Source organism: Nostoc sp. JL33 (assembly GCF_017114985.1).
In the GTDB taxonomy this organism is placed as follows: domain Bacteria; phylum Cyanobacteriota; class Cyanobacteriia; order Cyanobacteriales; family Nostocaceae; genus Nostoc.
The window spans coordinates 1-22,229 of sequence record NZ_JABXKP010000101.1 but is presented as its reverse complement, the minus strand read 5'-3'; the positions used below and the strand labels follow the sequence as shown (position 1 = coordinate 22,229).

Below are 22,229 nucleotides of genomic sequence, written 5' to 3'. Positions count from 1 at the left end.
CAAAATCTCTGATAATTATCAAATATCCTCTGATCCATTTCCAAAAATATTTGCAACAGATGTACCCCCCTAGCAACGCATTTGTAGGAGGAATTTTGGGAAATGGGATGAAAACCAAGGCATTGACAATTACAAATAAAATTATACTTCAGTCATACTGTATATAAACAATGACAATTACTGATAAACCAAACGAGTTGCAGCAAAGCTTAGACCAAGAAAGTTTACTGCACACGATGACAACACAGATCAGGCGATCACTCGACCTCCAAGAAATATTAACGACTACCGTTAGCCAAGTGCGTTTATTTTTGGGTGCAGATCGAGTGAAAATGTATCGCTTTGGTGCTGATAATAGTGGTGAAGTCATTGCTGAATCTATTCATGAGCAACGTCTGCCATCCTTATTGGGGCTGCGCTTCCCAGTTGATGATATTCCAGAAGCCGCCAAAGAAATGTTTTTGTTAGTGGGGCAACGTTCGATTGTGGATGTGGCAAACGAGAAGATCGGGCTATCACCTCTACACTCAGAAGAAACTGGCAAACGTCTAGAAACTAATATCCACTATCGCCAGGTAGATCCGTGCCATATTCAATATCTAAAGGGAATGGGCGTGCAGTCTTCGTTGGTAATGCCAATTTTACATTCCGACCTCCAAGAACAATCGGCAAAGCCTAAATTGTGGGGATTGTTAGTAGTTCACTACAGTCAACCGCGAGAGATTTTGAAGGGGGAACTAAAAGTATTGCAGGAAGTTACTGACCAAGTAGGAATAGCGATCGCTCAAAGTAATCTACTCAGCCAAGCGATCGCCAAGCAAGAGCGAGAAGCTACTATTAACCGAGTTACCACACTATTGCATAAACTACCGACAATCCAATTGCAGAAAGCGTTAGAAGAAATGATTACTGCCTTGGGTGGAGTAGGTGGCAGGCTTTACATTGAACAAATTCGGGAACTATACACCTGGGGCGACCAGCCGAAACTCCCCTATGAGGTAGATAACAGTATTCTCGAACAACATCTGGTATGGCAAAACTGGATGGCTGAGTGTAAACAAGGTAATATTTGGGCAACCGATGACCTCTACAAAGAACCACGTTTGCGAGTTTTGGCTTTAGGGTTCCGTTCTACTCAAATTCGCGGACTCATGGTGATTCCTCTACATTACCGCGAAAAGTTTATTGGTGTATTAAGCATTTTTCGCCCGGAATTTGAAACAGAAATCTTGTGGGCGGGACGATGTGAAGAAAATCAGCGACAACTGTTACCCCAACTTTCCTTTGAGCTTTGGCGAGAGCAAAAAAAGGGGCAATCAGCTGAGTGGAAACCGGAAGAAATCTTATTGGCGCAAGCTTTATCCGAGCATTTCTCAATGGCAATTCAGCAGCACAAAATGTATAAACTGGTAGAATCCCAGAATGCCAACTTAGAATTGCGGGTGCAAGAGCAAACTGCTGAACTCGAAAAATCATTACTGACTACCAAAGTACTCAAGCAAGTTACAGAGCAGATTCGCCGCACATTAGACTTGCAGACAACCCTGCAATCCATCGTTCGGGAAGTCCGTCCTCTGCTAAATTCAGACCGAGTGCTGATTTTTGAACTGAAGAGTAAATCAGTGATTGTGGAAGAGATTAATGGCAATTGGCAGTCCGTTTTGGGATTGAATGCACCAGCAGAATGCTTTCCTGATGAGTATACGCGTCTATCCTTTCAGGGCAAGATACGGGCAAATAACAACGTTTCAACCGCTTCTTTAAGTGATTGTCATCGAGAGTTTTTGCAGAGTCTACAAGTGCAAGCAAACTTAATAGTTCCGATTAATATCGGTCTGGAACTATGGGGCTTAATAATTGCCCATCAGTGTGATGCTCCCAGAAATTGGCAGGATGCAGAAATTGATTTATTGGAACAGTTAGCAGATCAGGCAGCGATCGCCCTTCAACAAGCACAACTCTACGAACAAACCTCTAATGCCGAAACTGAAGCCAGAAATCAAGCTGCCCAGTTAGAGTATACCCTACATGAACTCCAAGAAACACAGTCAAAATTGATTCAGACCGAAAAAATGTCCAGCTTAGGACAGTTGGTAGCGGGTGTCGCCCACGAAATCAACAACCCCGTTAACTTTATCTACGGGAACCTGTGCCACACCAGTGACTACATCGAACAACTGCTAGAAATTTTAAGTCTCTACCAGCTACACTATCCCCATCCCCATAGTGAAATTAGCACCGCCATCAAAGTAATGGACTTGGAATTTTTGGTAGAAGACCTCCCGAAAATGATCACCTCAATGCAAGTAGGAACCGATCGCATCCGCTCAATAGTGCTGTCATTACGCAATTTTTCTCGCTTAGATGAGGCTGAAAACAAGCGCGTTGACATACATGAAGGCATTGACAGCACCTTATTAATTTTGCAACATCACCTGAAAGCAAATGCTGAATTTCCCGGCATTAAGGTAATCAAAGAATATGGCAACATACCAGGGGTGCAATGCTATGCTGGCCAAATGAATCAGGTATTCATGAATATTCTCAGCAATGCCATAGATGCCCTGCGAATGGGGGCGGAGGATAAGGGGGATAATGAGAATAACCCATGCCTAATGCCCACTATCCACATTTCTACTAGAATCTCAGTAGACAACTCTCGTCTACTCATTCGTATTAGTGACAATGGATCTGGAATGACTCAAGAGGTGAAAAAACGAATTTTTGACCCGTTTTACACTACTAAACCTGTGGGCAAGGGTACAGGACTGGGACTATCAATTAGCTATCAGATTATTGTCGAAAAACATGGTGGAAAAATGGAGTGCATTTCCGAACCTGGCAAAGGTACAGAGTTTTGGATTGAGATTCCCACCAAACCTCCAGCCAAAATAGTTAACTAGTTGATGCTCTATCCTGCGGCTTTGAGTGCGAGGTTGATTAGTTCGGCGCGGGTTTCGGCTTCGTTGATTATGGCTCACCCGCTAATGTACAAATTAATCATGGTATGCTTTTAACAAAATAGGTCGTTTCCGGCTTTGATGATTTTAAAATGGGTGTTGTTGTGTTTAAAGAGAAGGCTGAAATAGGGACTCCTCTGGGTGTAAGATTATACGAAGTTGAATAGCGAGAAATAGTTTAAATAGCGCCTTATGTCAATTATTGCGCTCAGAGCGTGGTATCTACAGGATTACGAGCCGATTCCAGAACTGGAAAAACGTCCGCCAGACATTCGCTTAAGCAAAAAAAGCCTGCTGAAATCAGCATTGCGAGCAGACTTTTTAGAAGAAAGTGACGAAGTTAACAAATCAACTTGGTTTGGGCGCTATCTGGAAGGAGAAAATATTGAATTTTATATTGAAGGTAGTGGTGGCTATTGCGTAGCGAATATTGACTTAATTAGTCATGAAATTTATTTCACCAAGCAGGCGGTGTTGGCTCAGTTAGAACCAACGATTTTTTTATCCTATCAAACTGAGTATGCCGCAGCGACAAATATTCTCAGAGAAGAACTGCGAAAAAGTTTGGACAGTTTAAACTTGCGATCGCGCCTTCCCCTAACATTAGTAGAATCCTCTCGTCCCAGTGGTGCTGCTGTCCGAATTAACCGCACGATCATGCGAAAAATCCGTAAGAGTTTGTTATTTATCGCTGACACCACGCCCATTGCTACTATTGATGATAAAGAAACCCCTCAACTAATTCCGAGTCCGAATGTCTGTATTGAGATTGGCTATGCCATCCAAAGTAAACGGTCTGAACAGATTCTATTAGCGCAAATGCAACGCCCAGACTTTGAAGGGCAATTTCCCTTCGACTTACCGACACAGCAAATTTTGCAATTCCAAGACACCACAGAACTGAATAAAATCCTCACAGGAACCATTGAAAACCAGCTAGCACGATTCAAATTGTTTTTTTGAGCAAGATAATATTACTTACCAAATATCGAACTATAGCACTCCTAAATCATTCGTGAGAGTCGGCTCATTGACGCTCTGAACTGCAAACTCTATTTTTATACTTGCTATTCAGAGCTTTTTTGTCTAACCATATCTAAAAATTTATTCCCGAAATGGCTAATATATATGTTTTCGCTATTCATGTCTGAATACCTTGGTTTTCCCTGTAAGGTATTTACATCACACAATCCTCTTTCTACTAAATTATATAAACTATCTTTTACCATTTCTTCTGTAGGATTTTCTATTTGTCTTTGTTGTAAGCCTATTATAATTTCAGAGTTAGTTAATCGATTTCCTCTTTTACGATAATCATACATAAATTCCAAAACATTGGCGTCTCTACCATCTAAAAGTCTTAATGCCTCTATGTATCTAGGATGAATTTGATGTCCCAATATTGCGGATTCCAATAAATTAATCCATTTCTGTCTAATTACTTCATTTTTATCTCCTACAAGTACACCTTCTAATATAGGTTGTAATGTTTGCGGTTCAATATCTTCTATTTTCTCTATCAATTCTTCAGGTTTTATATCTTTTAAATTTGGTTTTTTTATAAGCCTTTTTACTACATCAATCAAGTTATTACCTTTCTTTTTTGTAAAATTGCCTATCGTTATTATTTCTTTTTCAAAGAGGGCTTTAACTAAAATTGTTATCGCCGCTTTATCTGCACCACTTAAAATTTCAGTAATGATTGATGTTATCTCCATGCTTTCCTTTTATCTTTGACGTTGAAAGAATAATATTACTGTTGCATACTTATTCTAAGTAAATCCTCAGCTTTTTTACGTAAATTTTACTTTTAAGTATAAGTATTTAAGTAAATATATTTAGAGGGCATGGTATTATATTAACAAATCAATATCACTATAGTACACTTCTACTAAAAATTGACAAAGGATCGAATAAATGATTGAACTAGATTTCAACAATTGAAGCTCAAATTTTTCTTAAAATAAAAGCTCCCTGATAAGTAGGAAGCTTTTTATATTTAGAGTTTTTTGAAATTATTTCTTTTTATCCTTATCTAGTTTTTCTTGGATAGCTTGGCGACAAAATTCTGGTGGATCATCCTTAGTTGACAATTCTTCTTTCATTGTTTTGGTGACACGCAAATTAACTTGCTCGGTCAATGGTTCATCACCTTTTCTTTTTCCCGGTTCTAAATTTTCAGGAGTTCCTCTAGGGTTAGGCATTGTTGAGAGATGTAAATATAGATTGAATCGATTGCTAGCAATCGATTAGAGTTTTAAATCGGTGAGCATATTGTCTGGAAAACTTGTAGCTCACCGATACCACTTTTACAAGAGGTAACTCTATTTTATGTTTACGCGTTCCGAGTTAGAAATCAAAACCATCAAAGAACTCAGTGAGCTATGCTTACGCTACGGCATCAAACCAACTGGGAATAAAGGGTACAAGACCTCATGGATTACATCCTTGATGGTATTCCCTCAAATGGCGTTATCCCAGTTTGAGGCAGGTAAAGGGTTAAAACCTCCTACTTTTGCTTTTATGCAAGCACTGAGTAACGCTATAGATGAGATGAATGCTCCTACAGATGAGCAAGCTGCACTCATCAAAATCACGATGGAAGGGAGAATCATGAATTACCCAGATAGGTACACTCAAGAAAAACTGCTAGCTTTGCATAAAGCAAAAATGTATCTAGAGTTAGCACTTGGATTATTGAGTAAATAAGTTAATTCTTTAAGCAGTACCGCAAGACCCTTTAAAGGGTCTTTTTTTGCGAACGCATTAGTAAGTATAATTTAATACATATTAATTATGCTTAAATGCTGAAAGTAGGGTATTTGAGCATTTTAGAGAGAACAAAGGCTGAAAGTATTGTTATTGCTTTAATCAAAATAAACGGACAGGTTTATTTTGCAGCTTGGAACTAATCGAGCTTACCCGCTCAACCATAGAAATCATGTATTTGTAATCTGGTACTTGTCCGTTGGGTATATATCCCACTTCTTCAGCTAAACCTGAAGGCGAATCACCCATCACTTTACGGATAAACTCTTGACGGTTACGTTCTACATCAGGCCCAATCAAGACCACACCTAATGGTACATAGTGAGGGTCTTTAAATAGTATGCGGAATTCGGTTGGGCTAAACTGTGAACCGTAGAGATTCAATTCAGCCTCCGAGACAGCACAGGCGATCGCTTTTCCTTGTGCGACCAATTCCAGCGCGGCTTTGGGTGTGGGTGCAAACAGGATCTTTGCCAGTGTTGTACCATAAAGATTGTAAAGAGGAAAATAATATCCTGTTGCTGAACCTAACTGGCCTAAAGCCACTGTTTGACCTTGTAGCTGTTTCAAGTCGGTTATCGGATTGTCTTTGCGAACAACGAAGATTGAACGCAAATTACTAATACCTATTAAAGGAAACAGAGGAACATATTGGTAGCGTGCGATCGCGATCGCTGCTAAACCCGGTGGAGCAAATACCAATGACCAAGCACGAGCCTCAAGGCGCTCAACCGCTCTATTTTCATTAAAAGCAGGGTCTAGCTGAATATATGACTTTGTTCTTTCACCCAAGTAACTATTAAATTTAGCATATTGGTTAATTATCTTTTCGCCTCCACCATAGTTGATAACGCCAACAGTTAACGTGCCCTCAAACTCCTTTGGTGATTGACAGGCAGCAAATGTCAAACCTAGCAGATTAAACAGAAAGAAACGACGGGGAAATCGCAAAAACATTACTAATTATGGTTAAGAAAATAACTTGGCTTTCAGGGCTAATTTAGATAAGTTTGACTGCTGCCTAAATAGGTTATGTTGCAGCAAAACATTAATATTTATTTAAATATTGTTGAGATGCTTTCTAACAGGTATAAATAAATATTAGACAAACTCAGATACCACCTTGGTTGGTTAGGTTATGTTAAGCAACATTACGTTAAAAAACTTAAAAATAGGTGCTAAATTTAACTTCCTTTTAATATTAGTTTTCATCGTCAGTATTGTGGGGAGTGGCGTTGCCTTATCTAGTGTACTTCAGGGGAGAGCGCAAAATGAAGTAGCTTCTCAAGCGCAGATTCTTATCCAAATGGTGAACGCAGTTAGAGATTATACACAAGATCATATAAATCCCCTATTAGAATCTAGAGTAGATACTAACCCAACGTTCATACCCGAAGTAGTACCAAATTTTTCCTCTAAAGAGGTTTTTGAGAATTTTCGGAAAAAGCCTGAATATAAAAACTTTTTTCATAAGGATGCAACACTTAATCCAACTAATTTAGCTGATAAAGCTGATAATTTTGAAACTCAACTTGTAGAGCGTTTTCGCAACGACTCCAAGACTCTAGAAATTACAGGGTTTCGTAACTTGTCACAAGGCGAAGTATTTTATATTGCACAACCACTAAAGATTACACAACCGGAATGCTTGCGATGTCATTCTACACCAGATCAGGCTCCTAAGAGCCAGTTGGTAACTTATGGATCGGAAAATGGTTTTGGCTGGCAGCTCAATCAGATTGTTTCTGCCCAAATAATCTCTGTTCCTTCTCAAGAGATTTTTGCCAATGCCAAACGGACTTGGACATTGATAATGGGAGTTTTAGTTACTATCTTTGCGAGCATAGTATTCTTAATTAACTTCTTAATCAAAAAATATGTGATTCAGCGCATCAGAAAAATAGAAAAAATCGCCCAAAAAGTTAGCGTTGGTGATATGAGCGCAGATTTTGAAGAAAGCTCTAATGATGAAATTGGCGGGTTAGCAGAAGCATTTAATCGGATGAAATCTAGCTTAAAAATAGCTTTGGAGATGCTGAATAGCCAGGACTAACACCATTTTAGATTTTAGATTTTGGATTATGAAAGAGTCAAGCTAAACACAACCTACGCATGTGTTGTATTTTTTGCCAAATTTGTATAAGTGAAAAAATTAAGAGAGTAGGCGCTGCTGAAATTGCAAAGCTTTTTGAAGATCGGGAATTTGTGATGCTAAAACTTTCACAAATTCTGCACGAGAAATTTGTCCAGAAGACCTCACAGCTTTTTGGACTAAGAACTTAGCTATTGGCCCAATTAAATCAGCCAATTCCCGCTCGCAGTGATGCACAAAGCTATCGTTGATTACTTGAAGTTCTGGGCTTGATAAATTATTTGACTTAATTTCAGATTTAACAGTAACTTCCTGGAATAGAGTAGATTTCTCTAGTAAAAACATTGTTTTCTTCTTAAAATCAATTTGTTGATTTCCTCGAAGATGAACGGCCAGTTGGCTAATTAATTCTTCGCGGTTGGGCGCTAATGCTGCAACTTGTCGTAGTAATCTTGAGGCAACGGGGCCGACAAATTCTAAGAGAATTGTTTCCAGCCGACTGTAATTTTCTGGAGACAGGATACAAGCAGAGGGATATCCAATTGAGTTTTGTTGAGAAAGTGAAGCTTGAGGCGGTTGTATAAAAGATGGTGGTTGAGTTAATTGTGCTTCTAGTTTAGTATCCAGATGCTTAAGCGCCTGTAGAACTTCAGTCGCAGACTGATAGCGCTGTTTGAAGTGATGTAGCACCATCTTAGATAGCACAGATGCCAACCCAGAACTGACGTTAGCTTGGTGCTGCCAAGAAATTTCTCCTGTATCTGGGTCTTCCTGAAAGTTTATAGGATGTAACCCTGTCAGCGATTGAATACCAATAATCCCCAAGGAATAAATATCGCTGTTGGGGCGGGGCTTACCTTGCCCCTGTTCTGTAGACATATATCCTGGGGTGCCAATGATAATAGTAGCCCCCGTGTGCCCTGCAACTGTAAGCAGTTGCGTTTGGACTTGTTTAACTGCGCCAAAGTCAATCAGCACTAACTTGCCGTCTTGTTGTCGCCTGATTATATTGTCCGGCTTGATATCTCGATGGATAACATTGTGGCTGTGAATAAATTGTAGAATACCCAACACCTGTTGGAGCAGTTGAATTACTTTCTCTTCTGTCCAAGGTTGATTGGGGAACAGTTCCGCTTTCAGAGTATGCCCTTCAATGAATTCTTGCACCAAGAAGAACTCTTGGTTGCTTTCAAAATAGGCTAAAAGCCGAGGAATCTGGTCATGGTTGCCCAGTTGTTCTAGTGTTTCTGCTTCACTGTTAAATAGTCGTCTAGCAATTTCGAGAAATTCAGGGCTACGAGTGACGGGCTTAAGGTGTTTGACAACGCATTTCGGGAAACCTGGGCGATGGGTATCTTGGGCTATGTAGGTTTGACCGAATCCACCTTTACCTAAGACCTGGAGGACTTGGTAACGTCCGTCTAATAACTGTCCTAACATTATGTCACAAGCCTTAAGTCCTCAAATTAATCTTGGCACAACTACCAGCTTTGGCAAGGTTTGTTGAGAAAGAAAGTAGATAGGTAGTGCTGAAATTTCAAGGTTTTTTGAGGATTGTACTACAAGTTTGTGACTCCCTAGACTCCAGATCGGCTTGCTGCCATATTATTGTTTGTTAAAGCTTTAATAATTCCTCAGAAATCGGCAGTGCCCCAATTTTTGAAGTACTTGCTGGTTGAGAGACTACGGTAACTCTCCTTGTGCAGTTTTATTTAGAAAATAGGTGATTCCCCTAAAGCTCAATTTATAGGCTACTGGTGGTAGAGGAACTTCCGGCGATTTGGAATTCGGTTCAACAGGATAGTTAACGGCACGGGATATCAGATTATAAGCTAGCCCAAGTTGAGGAACTGGCTCAAACGGCTGTTCTGTTTTTTTGCTGGCAAGCTTGCTTCGGTCGTATTCGTAGTTGAGACCACGATAGAAAAGTTTCATAATTTTCGCCTCCTGAATAACTGTTGTTCAACAATGCCAATGATTTATCAGAGCTTAATTGGAGAGTTATGCAAGAGCTAATATAAACTTACACTTTTTAAGGAACTGGGTAAAAAATTAGCCGTCTAGAGTCATTGGGCATTGGGTATTAGTCATTGTCATTTATTCCCTCTTGCCCCTTTGCTCCCCACCTCCCGTATGCTTACCCTTTTCATTCCGGGGTTACGTGGTTAACAATGGGTTGAATGTTTTTTTAATGGTTCAACCTGATGACTAGAACTGCAAATGAATATGCCGTATTCCTCCTACTGGAAAGCGGCCACCGGGAAGAAGTACGTTTTCCTACTATTCAAGAGTTTCAGAAGTGGTATAGCGGCGAACTTGTGCCAAAGTCTGCTTCTAATGACTTTATTAGCGTCCCGATCAAAAATATTCAAGGGGAGTATATGGTAATAAGACCCTCTCGGATCGTGGCAATCCGGGTAGAACCAATTTTTAGTTCCAGTGTTGAAAGATTCAACTAAATGATGAGAAAAACCCTTGCTTTGCTTTCCTTGAGTTTGGGAATTGCGCTTATAAACCCTCTCTGGTCGGCTGTTGCTCAGGTTCCTAACTTTCTGCCGTTGCCAGTACCCATAACTCCTAATTTCCCACCTCTGCCAGTACCAAGCACTCCTGAGTTAACGCCACCGCTAAAACCAATCACTATCGGAACCGATTGTACGCTCCGGGCGAGTTGCTTGGGTTGGGATGACCAAATTTGGGGTCAAATAGGTAAAAGAGGTGTTGGCGCTTCGCCCACCGGAGGTGATCGCAATGCGTTGTTGGCTTCCATTGACAACAGTCTGCTTTACCTAACAAAGAGTGAGGCGATCGCAGCATATCAAAATTATCCAGTTAAGGAAATTACCCTTGATCGCGTCCGCCGAAGTTTGGTACGTTTCCGCCAACTTGTTGTCAATTCTAAGTCAGCAGCGCAACTACAAGCCGATGTCCGCCGTGAGTTTGTCTTTTACCAATCTGTGGGCAACGATGGCAAAGGTACTGTTAAGTTCACTGCTTACTACGAACCTGTTTATACTGCTAGCCGTGTCAGGACTTCAATATATAAGTATCCCCTTTATCGGCTACCACCTGATTTTAGCCAATGGCCTAAACCCCACCCAAAACGAATTGATTTGGAAGGTAAGGATGGTTTACAAGGAAATAAAAGCAAGTTGCGCGGTTTAGAACTGCTTTGGTTCCGCGATCGCCTTGAGGCATACATGGTACATATCCAAGGTTCTGCCCAAATTAAATTAACTAATGGCAAAACAACCTCAGTTGGCTATGCCGGTGGAACTGATTACCCCTGGACTAGTATCGGCAAAGAACTAGCCAAAGATGGCAAACTTCCACTGAATGGATTGACGCTACCACGGATGATTGCTTACTTCCGGCGACAGCCGCGCGAGTTGAACAATTATCTGCCACGCTGGGAACGATTTATTTTCTTCCAAGAAACTGGTGGTACCGCAGCTACAGGCAGTATTCATGTGCCAGTGACAGCAGAACGTTCCATTGCTACAGATAAGTCTCTCATGCCTCCCGGAGCGCTAGCGCTGATTTACAATTCATTTCCCTATCCTGCCAGTAATGGCAAACTAGAAAGGCGTACCGTCAGCCGCTTTGTGCTTGATCAGGATACAGGAAGCGCCATCAAAGGCCCAGGCCGGGTGGATTATTTCATGGGGTCTGGTAAACTAGCAGGCGATCGCGCTGGCATCACAGGCGGGAATGGTTCACTCTATTATTTGGTGCTCAAGGAATAAAGCTAGGAGTTTGGAGAGACGCGATTAATCGCGTCTGTACAGGAGGTTGGAGTAGAGACGCGATTAATCGCGTCTCTACAGGAGTTTGGAGTTATTAATTCAAAACTCATCACTCCAAACTCCTAACTCTCTTTAGTACGGCGGATAAGCAAAATCATCTTCATCAGCATAAACGTAAGAGTTGGAAACTCCTGCCATTGCCAATTTAGGCGTTTCTGCTTTTACCGGTTCCTTGCCAAAATCTTTGTATTCTTCAAAAGTCTTGCAAATCATTGCAGACTCAAGAGAATCGGAAGCAATTAAATATTCTGTTAAAGTGCCTACCGTCGGATGTTTGTAGTCTACAGTTGAAGCTACCAGAACTGTATTTGGTTCAATACCTCTTTCTTCAGACTCAATTATCGGGCAGAAAATCCCGTGAGCGTGGAACAAAGGCCCTTTTGGTGTCAAAGGTTGCTTGCGGTAAATAGCATAAGCTTTTTCTAGTTCAGCGACAAATCCACTTACTACTTTGCCTTGTTGATATTCGCAATAAGTTTTGCTGAAACTCGCTCCGGCGGCACCATTAAGAGTTAGTTGTAGTGGGGATTCATGTAAAAACTTTTTATTTTCACCCACCAGAAAAATGAGATGGCGAGTAAAGGTTTTAAATTTAAGTTTGTCTGCTAAAAAAGCATCATAATTTTCTTTGAGCGTACCCAGTTTTAAACCACTTTCCCGGTCTTTGACAGACAATGGCCCCCGACGCACTATAACCAAGCTGGGAGTAGTAGTAATAAAGACCGTTTCGACTCCAGAGCTAAATTCATGCTCCACTTGCTGCCAATTCTCATCTGGCACAAAGCCGACAGCATGGGCTTGATCCAGCTTAATCGCCAAACCGTGAGATTGTATGCCATCTGTGCCATACCGAGGATTAATCATCTGACACCAGGGGATGACTTGAGAAGGCGGTGCATTAAATTTCTCGTCTTCAAAGTCGAAATTAGCAGATGCTTTCATCGTTTTAGGCTATCAAAGTAGTTTTATTGAACAATTTTATCGGCAGAGCGCTGATCCTGAAGAGCCAGTTATGTGTTGTGGTTCCCAAATTTTAGGAACTCAAACTGGCGTAGTAGTTTTTCCAGAGTAAAGCAGAATCAATCTATGTTGCAATCCCTGTTTCGTTTTTTAACAACAGATTTTCACTTTGGCATCCTTAATTTCTTTAATTTCAGTGCGTTTCAACGCACTTTAGCTATTAGCCCGCAATTTATTGCAGGGCGGGAAAGCAACGCTCTCACGAGGTTATGAATACTTTTTGTTCCTCCCGTGATTAAATTAAGATCAGCAAACTACTTTGAACTCAAAACAGCGAGAGTCTTTAAATCCGGCACTTCTAAATCAGGTTGACTTACTGCTGAACCTGTGGTATAAAGTCCTTTTTGATCTCGGCGACGGTTTACCCAGACTGCTGATAGTCCCAGAGATTTGGCTGTAACGATATCGTGATATACACTAGCAGCAACGTGTAATATCTGCTCTAGCGGCAAATCAATTCTCTCAATAGCCACTCTGAAGTTGTTTAAAGAGGGTTTGTAGCTTTTTGTCTGTTCTGCTGTGATTATCTGGTCAAATTCCACCTGCAAGTGCTTTGCCGAGAAAGCAAAGAGATCGTCATCTACATTTGAGATAATTACCAGCTTAAACTTTGAAGTGAGGGTTTTAAGTGCCTCAATTGTATCGGGAAAAGGCAGCCAATCCTGAATCGAATCAGCAAGTGAATTTAGTTCGTCAGCAGTTGGCTCAAAGCCAAATCGTTCACCAAATTTCTGGACTACTCTCTTCAAAACTTCCCGATATTTGATATATTCTCCTTTTTCCAGTTCTGCTTCAAATTCAGCAAACAGTTCCAGAATTTGATTGTCATCCAAATTAGTATTATGTGCCAGCAGAAGTGGCTTTAGCACCCCTAAGATGCCGTTCTCCCAATCAATCAGCGTTCCGTAACAATCGAAAGTTAAAGCCTTGTACTGATTGAAGTCAATCACCTTTTTCTACTCCAGAGCTTGATTAATAGTGTTCAGTTTTCATAAACTAAAATATGGCTGAACCCATCTGCGTTGGCGCAGCCCGCCGCAGGCATCGCCACATCCACTGTTGTTGAATGAAGTCTCTGAACATTTCTTCTCTATCAGGGTAACGCGGAACTTCTCGGCTGCTAAAAGATTGGTAAGGTGAACCGCGAGAGCCATCCGTAACTTTTTCGGTTGCAGAGGTAGTAGTAAAAATAATACCTCCAATTCAACTAAATTTTCATGCTTATATCTTGAGAATAAACCAAGGTGAAATAGTTCGCAAATCTACTTTTATTTTGTTAATGGCAAGGCTCGAATGAGTTCTCGAATCACATCCGTTGCTGGACTGCCTGTCTGTTTACAATACTTTTCCAGGTTCTTGGCTTCATTTGATGCCAGGTTTATCGTGATTCGCTTGACCGCCTACTTTTTGTTCATGCCCAAACAGATAAATCGTCTAATTATAGTTTCAAATTCTGATTTTACCTTCCTTCCCAACTGGAAAGTAACCTAAATTTGGCATGTGTCAAGATACCTTATTGCAATCAATTTAGAATTCACAATGTTGAAGAAAGCCTTAACCTAAATTTGTACTAACTTTAACTCAACCTTTGCTTACTCTGTATGCCTTAGTAAGAAGATTATGTAGTAAGTATGGTAAAATACTGTATTCCCATCGGGTTTTAGATGTATTCCTACCATTAACCCAGAGCTAGAAGTCAAATTGGAGGTTATTACGAGTTGCTGTTGACTGCATTAAGGAGCGGAGATTCATGAAACTGCAACTGACCCAATTACATATACTCTGAGCCAAATTAACTGGAGCGTAGACCGATGAGACGCACAGGTGCTGCTTAGATACCGGAAAACCAGGTGTCTAAGCGCAAGCATGACATTTGGATATTTTCTGTGGAGTTTTCTTAACTTACTTGAGGAATACAAATGCTTGAGGCTATTGCTGTTGCTTGGTTATTACTGTTTTTTGGCGATTTTCTCTCTACATTTTTTTACCACGTACCCGAGCACGTTTTTGGTAGCCTTCATTTAAAAACACACCACTCCTGGAAGAAGGATTTCCGTCACTACGCTATTTTGACTTTTAATCCCCAGGTTCTTTTAGATGGTATCTTGGGAGCTTTGCCTTATGTACTCATAGCAGTAGTCTTGTGGTCTTTCTCTCCGATTGGCGTGATCTCTGGATTACTGCTGGGTCAGTTTCATGTATGGTGGAGACACATAAGTGTATTGGGTTGGCAAACTTCAAAGCCTGTAAATATTTTATGTCAAATTCTATTTATTACTACTCCTGAAAGACACTGGTTACATCATCACAAAACTAATTTGGGTTTCGGTGATATTTTCACTTTCTTTGAACAACCTGCACAATTTTGGTTACGCTGGCTACGGCTAATCAGACTTCGTTTTCGCTACTCTCGGATCTAACTGAAGCTACCGCTTAACTAAATACTTTTTAAAAGTAAGAAAATCAGCTGCGTTAGCGAAGCTTACCGAAGGTATCGCAGCTGATTTTCTTACTTTATTTTATGTTTTGCCAGAAAGGGGATTATTCCAGTCTCAGAAATGCGCTGACCTATATACTCAAAAAAGCTGATTGCCAATTTCCAGACATGAATTGACCATAGATTTAAATCTATGCCTTTATCGAATTATGAAACTTTTCTTTATAGTGTTTCTAGAACTAATCCAAAAGTAAGCGAGTTACACGAGACGGAAGCACGCCTCTGGTAGAGAGTTTAAAGGTATTTGCTACTGCTCAACTTCGCTGTTATATCGCCAATCTTTTTGGGAAAACTAGTCTTAATTAGTAAATTATTATATTACTAGATTTTTATGACAATTTCTCTCTTTTCCAAAGATGCTGGGCATAGCTTGCTGATCCGAAGGGGTACAGATAGCTACGGTGAAGAAGGCAGGAGGCAGGAGACAGGAGGCAGAGGGTTGCAATACAGTGTAGGCAACTCTTCTCTACGAGAGGCTACGCCAAGGAGACGCTACGCGAACGGGCTTTATCAACAGGCGCGATCGCAACTGGTACAAAGTGAGAAAATGTCTGTTTTGGGAGACTTAGCGGTAGAGGTGGCAGATAAAATTACAGCAGTTTTCATTTATTTGAACCACATATGTTGTAGGGGCATAGCATTGCTGTACCCTACCCCGCGAGTTTACTTACTTGAAAATAGCTGTAATAACCGAGTTGGCTTGAATGCGGTCAATTTGCAACTTGCTGCTTATGAGGTATTCTATGGCCGCAGTTAGCCTCAGAAAGATTTTTAACAAAAAAGAGTTGCCATCTCTGGTTGATAACTTAGTCTATCAGCTCAACATGGCGATTGATGTTGAACTGCTAGACGGCACGAAACTAATTAGCATTGGGGAGCAAACTGCAAAAACCCGATATCCAATCGAGGTATCAGGAGAAATCATTGGTTGGGTTGTTGGGGGAGAACAGGTAACTTTACTTGCGACTTTGCTCTCGTTTCTGGCAAAACAGGAAACTGAGAAGAAAGAACTCGCTATAGAATTGCTAGAGCGATATCAGGAAATTGATTTGTTTGAGGATATCTCGACTAAACTGACAACAAGTTTGGATAGGCGACAGATTGCCCAACTTGTACTTCAGGAATTGAGTCAATTAATTGAATCGTCTGCGGGGATGATTTTGCTTCTGAGTCCAGATGCAACTGCATTTGAAATCATTGCCGAATTTGGAGTATTTTTTAACCACACTCAGCCGGAACCAGGTAAGGGAATTATTGGCAACATTGTCCAATTCAACCGGGCAGAACTCATCAATGATGTGCAAGCCGATCCTCGATTAGAGGGGCAAGAAAACGTTAGCGCCCTGATTTGTGTACCGTTGCGAGCCAAGGAGCGGGTGCTGGGAGCGATCGCTATTGGAACCAAAACTGACTCATACAAGGCTGAACACCTGAAGCTTGTGAGTATTTTTGCCTCTCAAACAGCGATCGCTATTGACAAAGCTATGCTTTACGAGCAAAGCACTCAAGCAGCCGTCCAGGCAAAAGCCCAGACACAGAGGCTTCAGCAAGCTCTCAATGAATTGCAATTGGCGCAAACTCAGTTAATCCAAAGCGAAAAAATGTCTAGTCTAGGGCAACTCATTGCCGGAGTTGCCCACGAAATCAACAACCCGGTTAACTTTATTTACGGCAATTTAAGATATGTTGTCGAATACGCCCAAGACTTGTTGCACCTGTTGGAAAAGTATCAGAAATTCCTACCTGTTGCTCCTCCAGAACTGGAATCAGAGTTAGAAAATATAGACCTGGAATTTATCATGCAGGATCTTCCCAAACTGCTAGATTCGATGAAACTGGGCACAAGTCGGATTGTGGAAATTGTCCAATCTCTGAAAAACTTCTCCCGCCATGACGAAGCAGAAATGAAAGCCGTCAACATCCACGATGGCATCGATGGGACGCTGATGATTCTTCATCATCGCCTGAAAGTAGATGTTCGCCGACCGAAAATTGAAATTGTCAAAGACTATGGCAAACTTCCACTGATTGAATGCTACCCAGGACAGTTGAATCAAGTATTTATGAACGTCCTGGCAAATGCCATTGATGCACTGGAAGAGGGAATGGGGAATACTTCTCTACGAGAGGCTGCGCCAACGGCTACGCTCAGTAACCATAAAGAAATATCCCCTCCTACTCCCCAAATCAGCATTCGTACTGAAATCCTTGACAACCAGTTTGTGGTGATTCGCATTGCCGATAACGGGCCAGGCATGAAGGAGGATGTCATCCGCCGCATTTACGATCCCTTCTTCACCACAAAAGAGATTGGCAAGGGAACCGGATTAGGTATGGCAATTAGTTACCAAATTATTGTCAGCAGACACCAGGGATTTCTTAAGTGTCGCTCTGGCCTGGGTGAAGGGACAGAATTCTGGATTCAGATCCCGGTAAATTGTGTATTGGTGGACGCTGCTCAAGAACAAAATAGCACCTCTGCCTTGCCAACTTCCCCTGCCGATGCCGACGGCTTCATTTCATCAACAACTCCAATGCTTAAACCGACGGATTTGCTAATCCGCCATAATCAACTGATTCAGCGACTTTCAGAGCAGAGTCCAAACCTGGGCGCTGCATCACCAGAGCAAATTTATCAGATGTTTCAACGTAACCCAATTTCGTTAAAACTTTACGCCACTTTGTTGTCCTGGTTCAGTTGTCCTAACCCTAACCACACCGACCACTAAAGAAACTTCAACTATGTCTAGCCAACTTGATGAATACAAAAAAATCTTAAAACATAGCGAAGAAAGGTATCGCTCGCTGGTGACAGCTACCACACAAATTGTCTGGGTATCCACACCACAAGGAATATATTTTGAACTGGCAAGCTGGATAGCTTATACAGGTCAAAGTCTAGCTGAAGCTGAGAACGGCGGCTGGATTGATGCCGTTCATGCCGACGATCGCGATCGCATAGCCCTTGCGTGGGGTGCAGCCGTGGCCAACCGCAGCCTCTATCAAACCGAATACCGAATTTGTGGCAAAGACGGCAGCTACCGCCACTTTTCTGTCTGTGGTGCCCCCATTCTGGAAGTAGATGGTAGCATTCGCGAGTGGATTGGCATCTGCACCGACATTCACGATCGCAAGCTAGGAGAACAAATTCTGCAACGAAGCGAAGAACGGTTTCGCTCTCTGGTAACTGCCAGCTCACAAATTGTCTGGGTGACTACGCCTGGAGGACTGGCGGTGAGCAGTGAAATGTCTACCTGGTTAGCGTACACAGGTCAGAGTGCAGATGAAATCGCGGGTTGGGGCTGGCTCGATTCCATTTACCCCGATGACCGTACCCACACAGCCCAAGCCTGGAGTAATGCTGTGGCGAATCAGAGTCTGTTTCAAACCGAATATCGGCTGCGTGGCAAGGATGGCAGCTACCGCCACTTTTCTGTCTGTGGCACCCCCATACTTGAAGCAGACGGTAGCGTTCGAGAATGGATTGGCACCTGCACCGATATTCACGATCGCAAGCTGGCAGAAGCCAAAAATCAGGGACTTAAAGAACGATATGGCTCGTTAGTAACTGCTACTTCACAGATTGTCTGGGGAGCAACCCCGGAAGGACTGGGAATAAGCAGTGAAATGCTCACCTGGATAGCCTATACGGGGCAGAGCGAAGCTGAAATTGAGGGTTGGGGCTGGATTGATTCGATTCACCCCGATGACCGTGCCAGCTCCGCAGAAGTTTGGAATGCTGCTGTGGCGAACCGAGGTATCTACCAAACTGAATATCGGCTGCGTGGCAAGGATGGCACATACCGGTACTTCTCTGTCTGTGGTGCCCCCGTCCTGGAAGAAGACGACAGTATTCGCGAGTGGATTGGCACCTGTACTGATATTCACGATCGCAAGCTGGCAGAAGCTGAAAATCAACATTTATTGGATATGTTAAATCATTCCAGCGATGCGATCATTGTCCGCGACATGAGCGACAAAATCTCTTACTGGAATCAGGGTGCCGAAAGGCTTTACGGTTGGACGCGTGAGTTCGTGAAAGACCAATACATTCACACATTTCTGAAATCAACCTTTCCAAAACCTTTAGAAGAACTTCTACCAGAGTTTTTACGGCAGGGCACTTGGGAAGGAGAACTGAAACACATCACGCACGAGGGCAGATCGATCACAGTTCAAAGCCGTTGGACTTTGCAACGAAATTTATCCGGTCAACCCTGCGCCATGCTGGAAATCAATACCGATATCACTGCCCGCAAACAAGCAGAAATCGCTCTGCGGCAACTCAATCAAGAACTGGAAGCCAGAATTGTCGAGCGGACATCTGCCCTGCAAAATACCCTAGCAGAAGCGCAGGGGTTAAATGCCATTTTAGATAACTTAGCGGATGGTTTGTTAGTCACAGATACCACCGGACAAATTACCCACTTCAATCCTGCCTTTTTATCCATGTATGGATTGACAGGCATTGCCCTCAACAGTCACTACCGAGAACTGCCGATATCTGGTTTAGCAGACCTGGTTGCACGAACTCAGTCCCATCCCAAAGAAGTGTTCTCTGCCGAAGTTGCACTGACGAAGGAACGCATTGGTCAGGCAGTGGCGACCGCCATTTTCAAAAAGACGGCAGATCAGGAATTCGATGCCTGCTTCGGTTCGGCGCTGCTGATTCGAGATGTGACGGCGGAAAAGGAAATCGATCAGATGAAAACCGATTTCATCTCTACGGTTTCCCATGAACTGCGGACACCACTAACTTCTGTCCTCGGTTTTGCCTCGATCATTCAAGAAAAGCTGCAAACGGATGTGTTCCCAATGCTTCCTAGCGAAGACCGTAAACTTCAGAAAACAATCAAGCGGGTGGCTGACAATCTCAACATTATTGTGTCGGAAGCAGAACGGCTGACATCTTTGATTAACGATGTCTTAGATATCGCCAAGATGGAAGCAGGTAAGGTGGAATGGCAGATGCAGCCGATTGATCCGAGCGAATTACTCGATTGGGCAACCAATTCTACCGCCGGGTTGTTTGAAAACAATGGCTTGCAATTGGTTAGCGAGATTGAACCTGGACTGCCTCAGATAGTAGGCGATCGCAATCGTCTGCTGCAAGTTTTAATCAACCTGATTTCCAATGCCGTTAAGTTTACCGAATCCGGTTCTGTCGTCTGCCGCGTCAAACAAGGAAACGACGGTGTTTGCATCAGCGTCATTGACACAGGCGTTGGCATTACACCTGAAGACCAGCCAAAAGTGTTTGAGAAATTCCGCCAAGTTGGCGACACCCTCACCGACAAACCCAAAGGCACAGGGTTAGGGCTACCCATCTGTAAACAAATCGTCGATCATCACGGCGGTAGAATCTGGGTTGAGAGTGAACCAGGTAAGGGTAGCACATTCTCCTTCATCATTCCCACCTACGCCAGCGATCGCAAAACCACTGCTAATTTGAATCTGGATGCGCTAGTCAAACAACTCAAAGAACACGTTATTATCACAAACCCTGTGCTGAATCAAAACAGCAAAACAATTCTGGTAGTGGATGATGATGTCAACATTCGGGAATTGCTTCGTCAACAACTGGAAACCGAAGGCTACAATGTTCGGGAAGCGAAAGACGGCGTAGATGCGATTCATCAAATTAAAATAGCCCGTCCCGACCTGATTCTCTTGGACGTGATGATGCCCCAAATCAACGGCTTCGACGTGGCAGCCGTTCTCAAAAATGATCCCCAGACCGCAGACATTCCGATCATTATTCTGTCGATTGTTGAAAACAAGGAACGGGGCTACCACATTGGCATTGATCGCTATCTCACCAAGCCCATTGACCCAGAGAAACTCCTCAAGGAAATTGGCTCATTGCTTTCCCAAGGTACTTCCAGTAAAAAGGTATTGGTTGTGGATAAAAATGCCTCAACCTTAAAAACCTTATCGGATGTACTACAAACTCAGGGATACAGCGTGATTGAAGCCTCCGATCCGCAAGAATGCATCCATAAAGCTCGGTCAGCCAAACCTGACATGATCATCATCGATTCTATTTTCTCTCAAGAAGCCGACATGGTGAAAGCCCTACGCTTTGAGAAAGACTTAGAGAATGTATTCTTCATCATCCTGTCTGATCGCTAATTGCATCAATTGGGGATTGCTTACCGAATTTTAGATTTTAAATTTTGGAAAATGGAATTGAAGTTCAAAATCTAAAATTAAATGACAGAGCCAGTGACTTGATTGCTCTTTTCTTTTCTTCAATCTAAAATCAAAAATCTAAAATTGTATGACCCAGAAAATTCTGATTGTTGACGATGAACCGAATATCTTGATTTTGATGGAACAAGCCCTAGAAGCATTAGAAGACGAGGGTGTTGAACTTCTAACTGCTAGAAATGGAGAAGAAGCTCTCGAAACTATTAAAATTGAAAAACCAAATCTAGTTTTTCTCGATGTGATGATGCCTAAAATGAATGGTCTGCAAGTCTGTCACATTGTTAAACACGACCTGCAAATGACTGATATCTACATTATTATTTTGACAGCTAAAGGGCAGGAATTTGATAAACAAAAAGGACTTGAGGTTGGTGCAGATTTATATCTAACCAAACCATTTCGCCCCAAAGAAGTACTTGAAAAATCAAAGCAGGTGTTGGGCTTTTGAGGAAAGTCTTGAATGCTTTTCACCTGCGATCGCAGTACTTGGTAGTGCTAATTTATCCGCAACGGGCGTAGCTTGTTCTGATACTACGCTATTTCGACTTTCAATTATCAGGTTCTTTTGGATGGAATTAAATACTTTTTAAAAGTACCAAAAATAGCTGCGATCGCATCTAATTTTGATCCGCTATTCCAAAGCTATCCGCACCTTTGATAAGTAAGAAAACTATTGAGACGAACATTAACCAAGAGTCTTCAACAGAGAACACTTATTCTTCATTCACAAATTTGGCGATGCTCCACAACACTACCCCCGGATTTCTCACGAGCGAGAAAAAAACATCTGGATTAGCCAAACTTAGGATAAATTAATTGAGTATCGGCTCAATAAGTCGGGGTAGCTAGTAAATTAGGAAGACTTACTAGTATTC

20 protein-coding genes are annotated in these 22,229 nt (G+C 42.1%); 11 read left to right on the top strand and 9 right to left on the bottom strand.

Annotation, left to right across the window (positions count from 1 at the left end):
* The first annotated feature begins 170 nt into the window (after nucleotides 1-170).
* Together HWQ23_RS31300 and HWQ23_RS31295 are read left to right on the top strand one after the other, a co-directional pair.
* A complete protein-coding gene (locus tag HWQ23_RS31300; RefSeq protein WP_292837454.1) occupies nucleotides 171-2,903 on the top strand; it encodes a GAF domain-containing sensor histidine kinase in 2,733 nt (910 codons plus the stop codon).
* Between the two features lie 249 nt (nucleotides 2,904-3,152).
* The gene (locus HWQ23_RS31295) at nucleotides 3,153-3,923 is read left to right on the top strand and encodes a hypothetical protein (protein ID WP_292837452.1); all 771 of its coding nucleotides are present in this window, start codon (nucleotides 3,153-3,155) and stop codon (nucleotides 3,921-3,923) included.
* Nucleotides 3,924-4,027: 104 nt separating this feature from the next.
* On the opposite strand, the gene HWQ23_RS31290 is transcribed toward HWQ23_RS31295, so the two are convergent.
* Complete coding sequence (locus HWQ23_RS31290) at nucleotides 4,028-4,678, bottom strand: Abi-alpha family protein (protein WP_292837450.1); 651 nt, start codon at nucleotides 4,676-4,678, stop codon at nucleotides 4,028-4,030.
* 297 nt (nucleotides 4,679-4,975) lie between these two features.
* Nucleotides 4,976-5,164: a hypothetical protein gene (locus tag HWQ23_RS31285; protein WP_292769464.1), complete on the bottom strand. Its 189-nt coding sequence runs from the start codon at nucleotides 5,162-5,164 to the stop codon at nucleotides 4,976-4,978.
* A gap of 127 nt (nucleotides 5,165-5,291) precedes the next feature.
* On the opposite strand from HWQ23_RS31285, the gene HWQ23_RS31280 reads away from it, so the two are divergent.
* Nucleotides 5,292-5,669, top strand: coding sequence for a hypothetical protein (locus HWQ23_RS31280; RefSeq protein WP_292837448.1), 378 nt, complete (start codon nucleotides 5,292-5,294; stop codon nucleotides 5,667-5,669).
* A gap of 162 nt (nucleotides 5,670-5,831) precedes the next feature.
* Here the strand turns inward: HWQ23_RS31280 and HWQ23_RS31275 are convergent, their stop codons facing one another.
* A complete protein-coding gene (locus tag HWQ23_RS31275) occupies nucleotides 5,832-6,686 on the bottom strand; it encodes a phosphate/phosphite/phosphonate ABC transporter substrate-binding protein (protein ID WP_292837446.1) in 855 nt (284 codons plus the stop codon).
* 181 nt (nucleotides 6,687-6,867) lie between these two features.
* Between HWQ23_RS31275 and HWQ23_RS31270 the strand changes: the two genes are divergently transcribed.
* Entirely contained in the window at nucleotides 6,868-7,782 is a 915-nt protein-coding gene (locus HWQ23_RS31270; protein WP_292837444.1) for a Tll0287-like domain-containing protein, read from the top strand.
* A 99-nt stretch (nucleotides 7,783-7,881) separates the two neighbouring features.
* Here HWQ23_RS31270 and HWQ23_RS31265 read toward each other — a convergent pair whose 3' ends face one another.
* Together HWQ23_RS31265 and HWQ23_RS31260 are read right to left on the bottom strand one after the other, a co-directional pair.
* The gene (locus HWQ23_RS31265; protein ID WP_292837442.1) at nucleotides 7,882-9,261 is read right to left on the bottom strand and encodes a serine/threonine-protein kinase; all 1,380 of its coding nucleotides are present in this window, start codon (nucleotides 9,259-9,261) and stop codon (nucleotides 7,882-7,884) included.
* A 243-nt stretch (nucleotides 9,262-9,504) separates the two neighbouring features.
* Nucleotides 9,505-9,756 carry a DUF4278 domain-containing protein gene (locus HWQ23_RS31260; RefSeq protein ID WP_292837440.1) on the bottom strand — a complete coding sequence of 84 codons (252 nt, stop codon included), beginning with the start codon at nucleotides 9,754-9,756 and terminating at the stop codon, nucleotides 9,505-9,507.
* A 269-nt stretch (nucleotides 9,757-10,025) separates the two neighbouring features.
* On the opposite strand from HWQ23_RS31260, the gene HWQ23_RS31255 reads away from it, so the two are divergent.
* Nucleotides 10,026-10,280: a hypothetical protein gene (locus HWQ23_RS31255; RefSeq protein ID WP_292837438.1), complete on the top strand. Its 255-nt coding sequence runs from the start codon at nucleotides 10,026-10,028 to the stop codon at nucleotides 10,278-10,280.
* A gap of 3 nt (nucleotides 10,281-10,283) precedes the next feature.
* Complete coding sequence (mltA, locus tag HWQ23_RS31250; protein WP_292837509.1) at nucleotides 10,284-11,567, top strand: murein transglycosylase A; 1,284 nt, start codon at nucleotides 10,284-10,286, stop codon at nucleotides 11,565-11,567.
* Nucleotides 11,568-11,699: 132 nt separating this feature from the next.
* On the opposite strand, the gene HWQ23_RS31245 is transcribed toward mltA, so the two are convergent.
* The 4 genes from HWQ23_RS31245 to HWQ23_RS31230 all read right to left on the bottom strand — a co-directional run bounded on the left by HWQ23_RS31245 (nucleotide 11,700) and on the right by HWQ23_RS31230 (nucleotide 14,035).
* The gene (locus HWQ23_RS31245) at nucleotides 11,700-12,569 is read right to left on the bottom strand and encodes a DUF5895 domain-containing protein (RefSeq protein ID WP_292837436.1); all 870 of its coding nucleotides are present in this window, start codon (nucleotides 12,567-12,569) and stop codon (nucleotides 11,700-11,702) included.
* Between the two features lie 332 nt (nucleotides 12,570-12,901).
* The gene (locus tag HWQ23_RS31240) at nucleotides 12,902-13,597 is read right to left on the bottom strand and encodes a haloacid dehalogenase type II (protein WP_292837434.1); all 696 of its coding nucleotides are present in this window, start codon (nucleotides 13,595-13,597) and stop codon (nucleotides 12,902-12,904) included.
* A 39-nt stretch (nucleotides 13,598-13,636) separates the two neighbouring features.
* Nucleotides 13,637-13,849, bottom strand: coding sequence for a hypothetical protein (locus HWQ23_RS31235; protein ID WP_292837432.1), 213 nt, complete (start codon nucleotides 13,847-13,849; stop codon nucleotides 13,637-13,639).
* A gap of 66 nt (nucleotides 13,850-13,915) precedes the next feature.
* A complete protein-coding gene (locus HWQ23_RS31230) occupies nucleotides 13,916-14,035 on the bottom strand; it encodes a ribbon-helix-helix domain-containing protein (RefSeq protein WP_292837507.1) in 120 nt (39 codons plus the stop codon).
* Between the two features lie 531 nt (nucleotides 14,036-14,566).
* Between HWQ23_RS31230 and HWQ23_RS31225 the strand changes: the two genes are divergently transcribed.
* The 5 genes from HWQ23_RS31225 (at nucleotide 14,567) to HWQ23_RS31205 (ending at nucleotide 21,802) form a co-directional block, all read left to right on the top strand.
* Nucleotides 14,567-15,067, top strand: a complete 501-nt coding sequence (locus tag HWQ23_RS31225) for a fatty acid hydroxylase (protein ID WP_292837430.1) — start codon at nucleotides 14,567-14,569, stop codon at nucleotides 15,065-15,067.
* A 408-nt stretch (nucleotides 15,068-15,475) separates the two neighbouring features.
* Nucleotides 15,476-15,901, top strand: a complete 426-nt coding sequence (locus HWQ23_RS31220) for a hypothetical protein (protein WP_292837428.1) — start codon at nucleotides 15,476-15,478, stop codon at nucleotides 15,899-15,901.
* Entirely contained in the window at nucleotides 15,888-17,873 is a 1,986-nt protein-coding gene (locus tag HWQ23_RS31215) for an ATP-binding protein (protein WP_292837505.1), read from the top strand. Before HWQ23_RS31220 ends, HWQ23_RS31215 begins: the two co-directional genes overlap by 14 nt.
* A 13-nt stretch (nucleotides 17,874-17,886) precedes the next feature.
* Entirely contained in the window at nucleotides 17,887-21,276 is a 3,390-nt protein-coding gene (locus HWQ23_RS31210; RefSeq protein WP_292837426.1) for a PAS domain S-box protein, read from the top strand.
* Nucleotides 21,277-21,424: 148 nt separating this feature from the next.
* Nucleotides 21,425-21,802: a response regulator transcription factor gene (locus HWQ23_RS31205; RefSeq protein WP_292837424.1), complete on the top strand. Its 378-nt coding sequence runs from the start codon at nucleotides 21,425-21,427 to the stop codon at nucleotides 21,800-21,802.
* Nucleotides 21,803-22,229 lie beyond the last annotated feature (427 nt).

What these genes read in the sequence shown, in the direction of transcription:
- HWQ23_RS31300 (WP_292837454.1), top strand. Translation starts at nt 171, where the DNA reads ATGACAATTACTGATAAACCAAACGAGTTGCAGCAAAGCTTAGACCAA.
- HWQ23_RS31295 (WP_292837452.1), top strand. Translation starts at nt 3,153, where the DNA reads ATGTCAATTATTGCGCTCAGAGCGTGGTATCTACAGGATTACGAGCCG.
- HWQ23_RS31290 (WP_292837450.1), bottom strand. Translation starts at nt 4,678, where the DNA reads ATGGAGATAACATCAATCATTACTGAAATTTTAAGTGGTGCAGATAAA.
- HWQ23_RS31285 (WP_292769464.1), bottom strand. Translation starts at nt 5,164, where the DNA reads ATGCCTAACCCTAGAGGAACTCCTGAAAATTTAGAACCGGGAAAAAGA.
- HWQ23_RS31280 (WP_292837448.1), top strand. Translation starts at nt 5,292, where the DNA reads ATGTTTACGCGTTCCGAGTTAGAAATCAAAACCATCAAAGAACTCAGT.
- HWQ23_RS31275 (WP_292837446.1), bottom strand. Translation starts at nt 6,686, where the DNA reads ATGTTTTTGCGATTTCCCCGTCGTTTCTTTCTGTTTAATCTGCTAGGT.
- HWQ23_RS31270 (WP_292837444.1), top strand. Translation starts at nt 6,868, where the DNA reads ATGTTAAGCAACATTACGTTAAAAAACTTAAAAATAGGTGCTAAATTT.
- HWQ23_RS31265 (WP_292837442.1), bottom strand. Translation starts at nt 9,261, where the DNA reads ATGTTAGGACAGTTATTAGACGGACGTTACCAAGTCCTCCAGGTCTTA.
- HWQ23_RS31260 (WP_292837440.1), bottom strand. Translation starts at nt 9,756, where the DNA reads ATGAAACTTTTCTATCGTGGTCTCAACTACGAATACGACCGAAGCAAG.
- HWQ23_RS31255 (WP_292837438.1), top strand. Translation starts at nt 10,026, where the DNA reads ATGACTAGAACTGCAAATGAATATGCCGTATTCCTCCTACTGGAAAGC.
- mltA (WP_292837509.1), top strand. Translation starts at nt 10,284, where the DNA reads ATGAGAAAAACCCTTGCTTTGCTTTCCTTGAGTTTGGGAATTGCGCTT.
- HWQ23_RS31245 (WP_292837436.1), bottom strand. Translation starts at nt 12,569, where the DNA reads ATGAAAGCATCTGCTAATTTCGACTTTGAAGACGAGAAATTTAATGCA.
- HWQ23_RS31225 (WP_292837430.1), top strand. Translation starts at nt 14,567, where the DNA reads ATGCTTGAGGCTATTGCTGTTGCTTGGTTATTACTGTTTTTTGGCGAT.
- HWQ23_RS31220 (WP_292837428.1), top strand. Translation starts at nt 15,476, where the DNA reads ATGACAATTTCTCTCTTTTCCAAAGATGCTGGGCATAGCTTGCTGATC.
- HWQ23_RS31215 (WP_292837505.1), top strand. Translation starts at nt 15,888, where the DNA reads ATGGCCGCAGTTAGCCTCAGAAAGATTTTTAACAAAAAAGAGTTGCCA.
- HWQ23_RS31210 (WP_292837426.1), top strand. Translation starts at nt 17,887, where the DNA reads ATGTCTAGCCAACTTGATGAATACAAAAAAATCTTAAAACATAGCGAA.
- HWQ23_RS31205 (WP_292837424.1), top strand. Translation starts at nt 21,425, where the DNA reads ATGACCCAGAAAATTCTGATTGTTGACGATGAACCGAATATCTTGATT.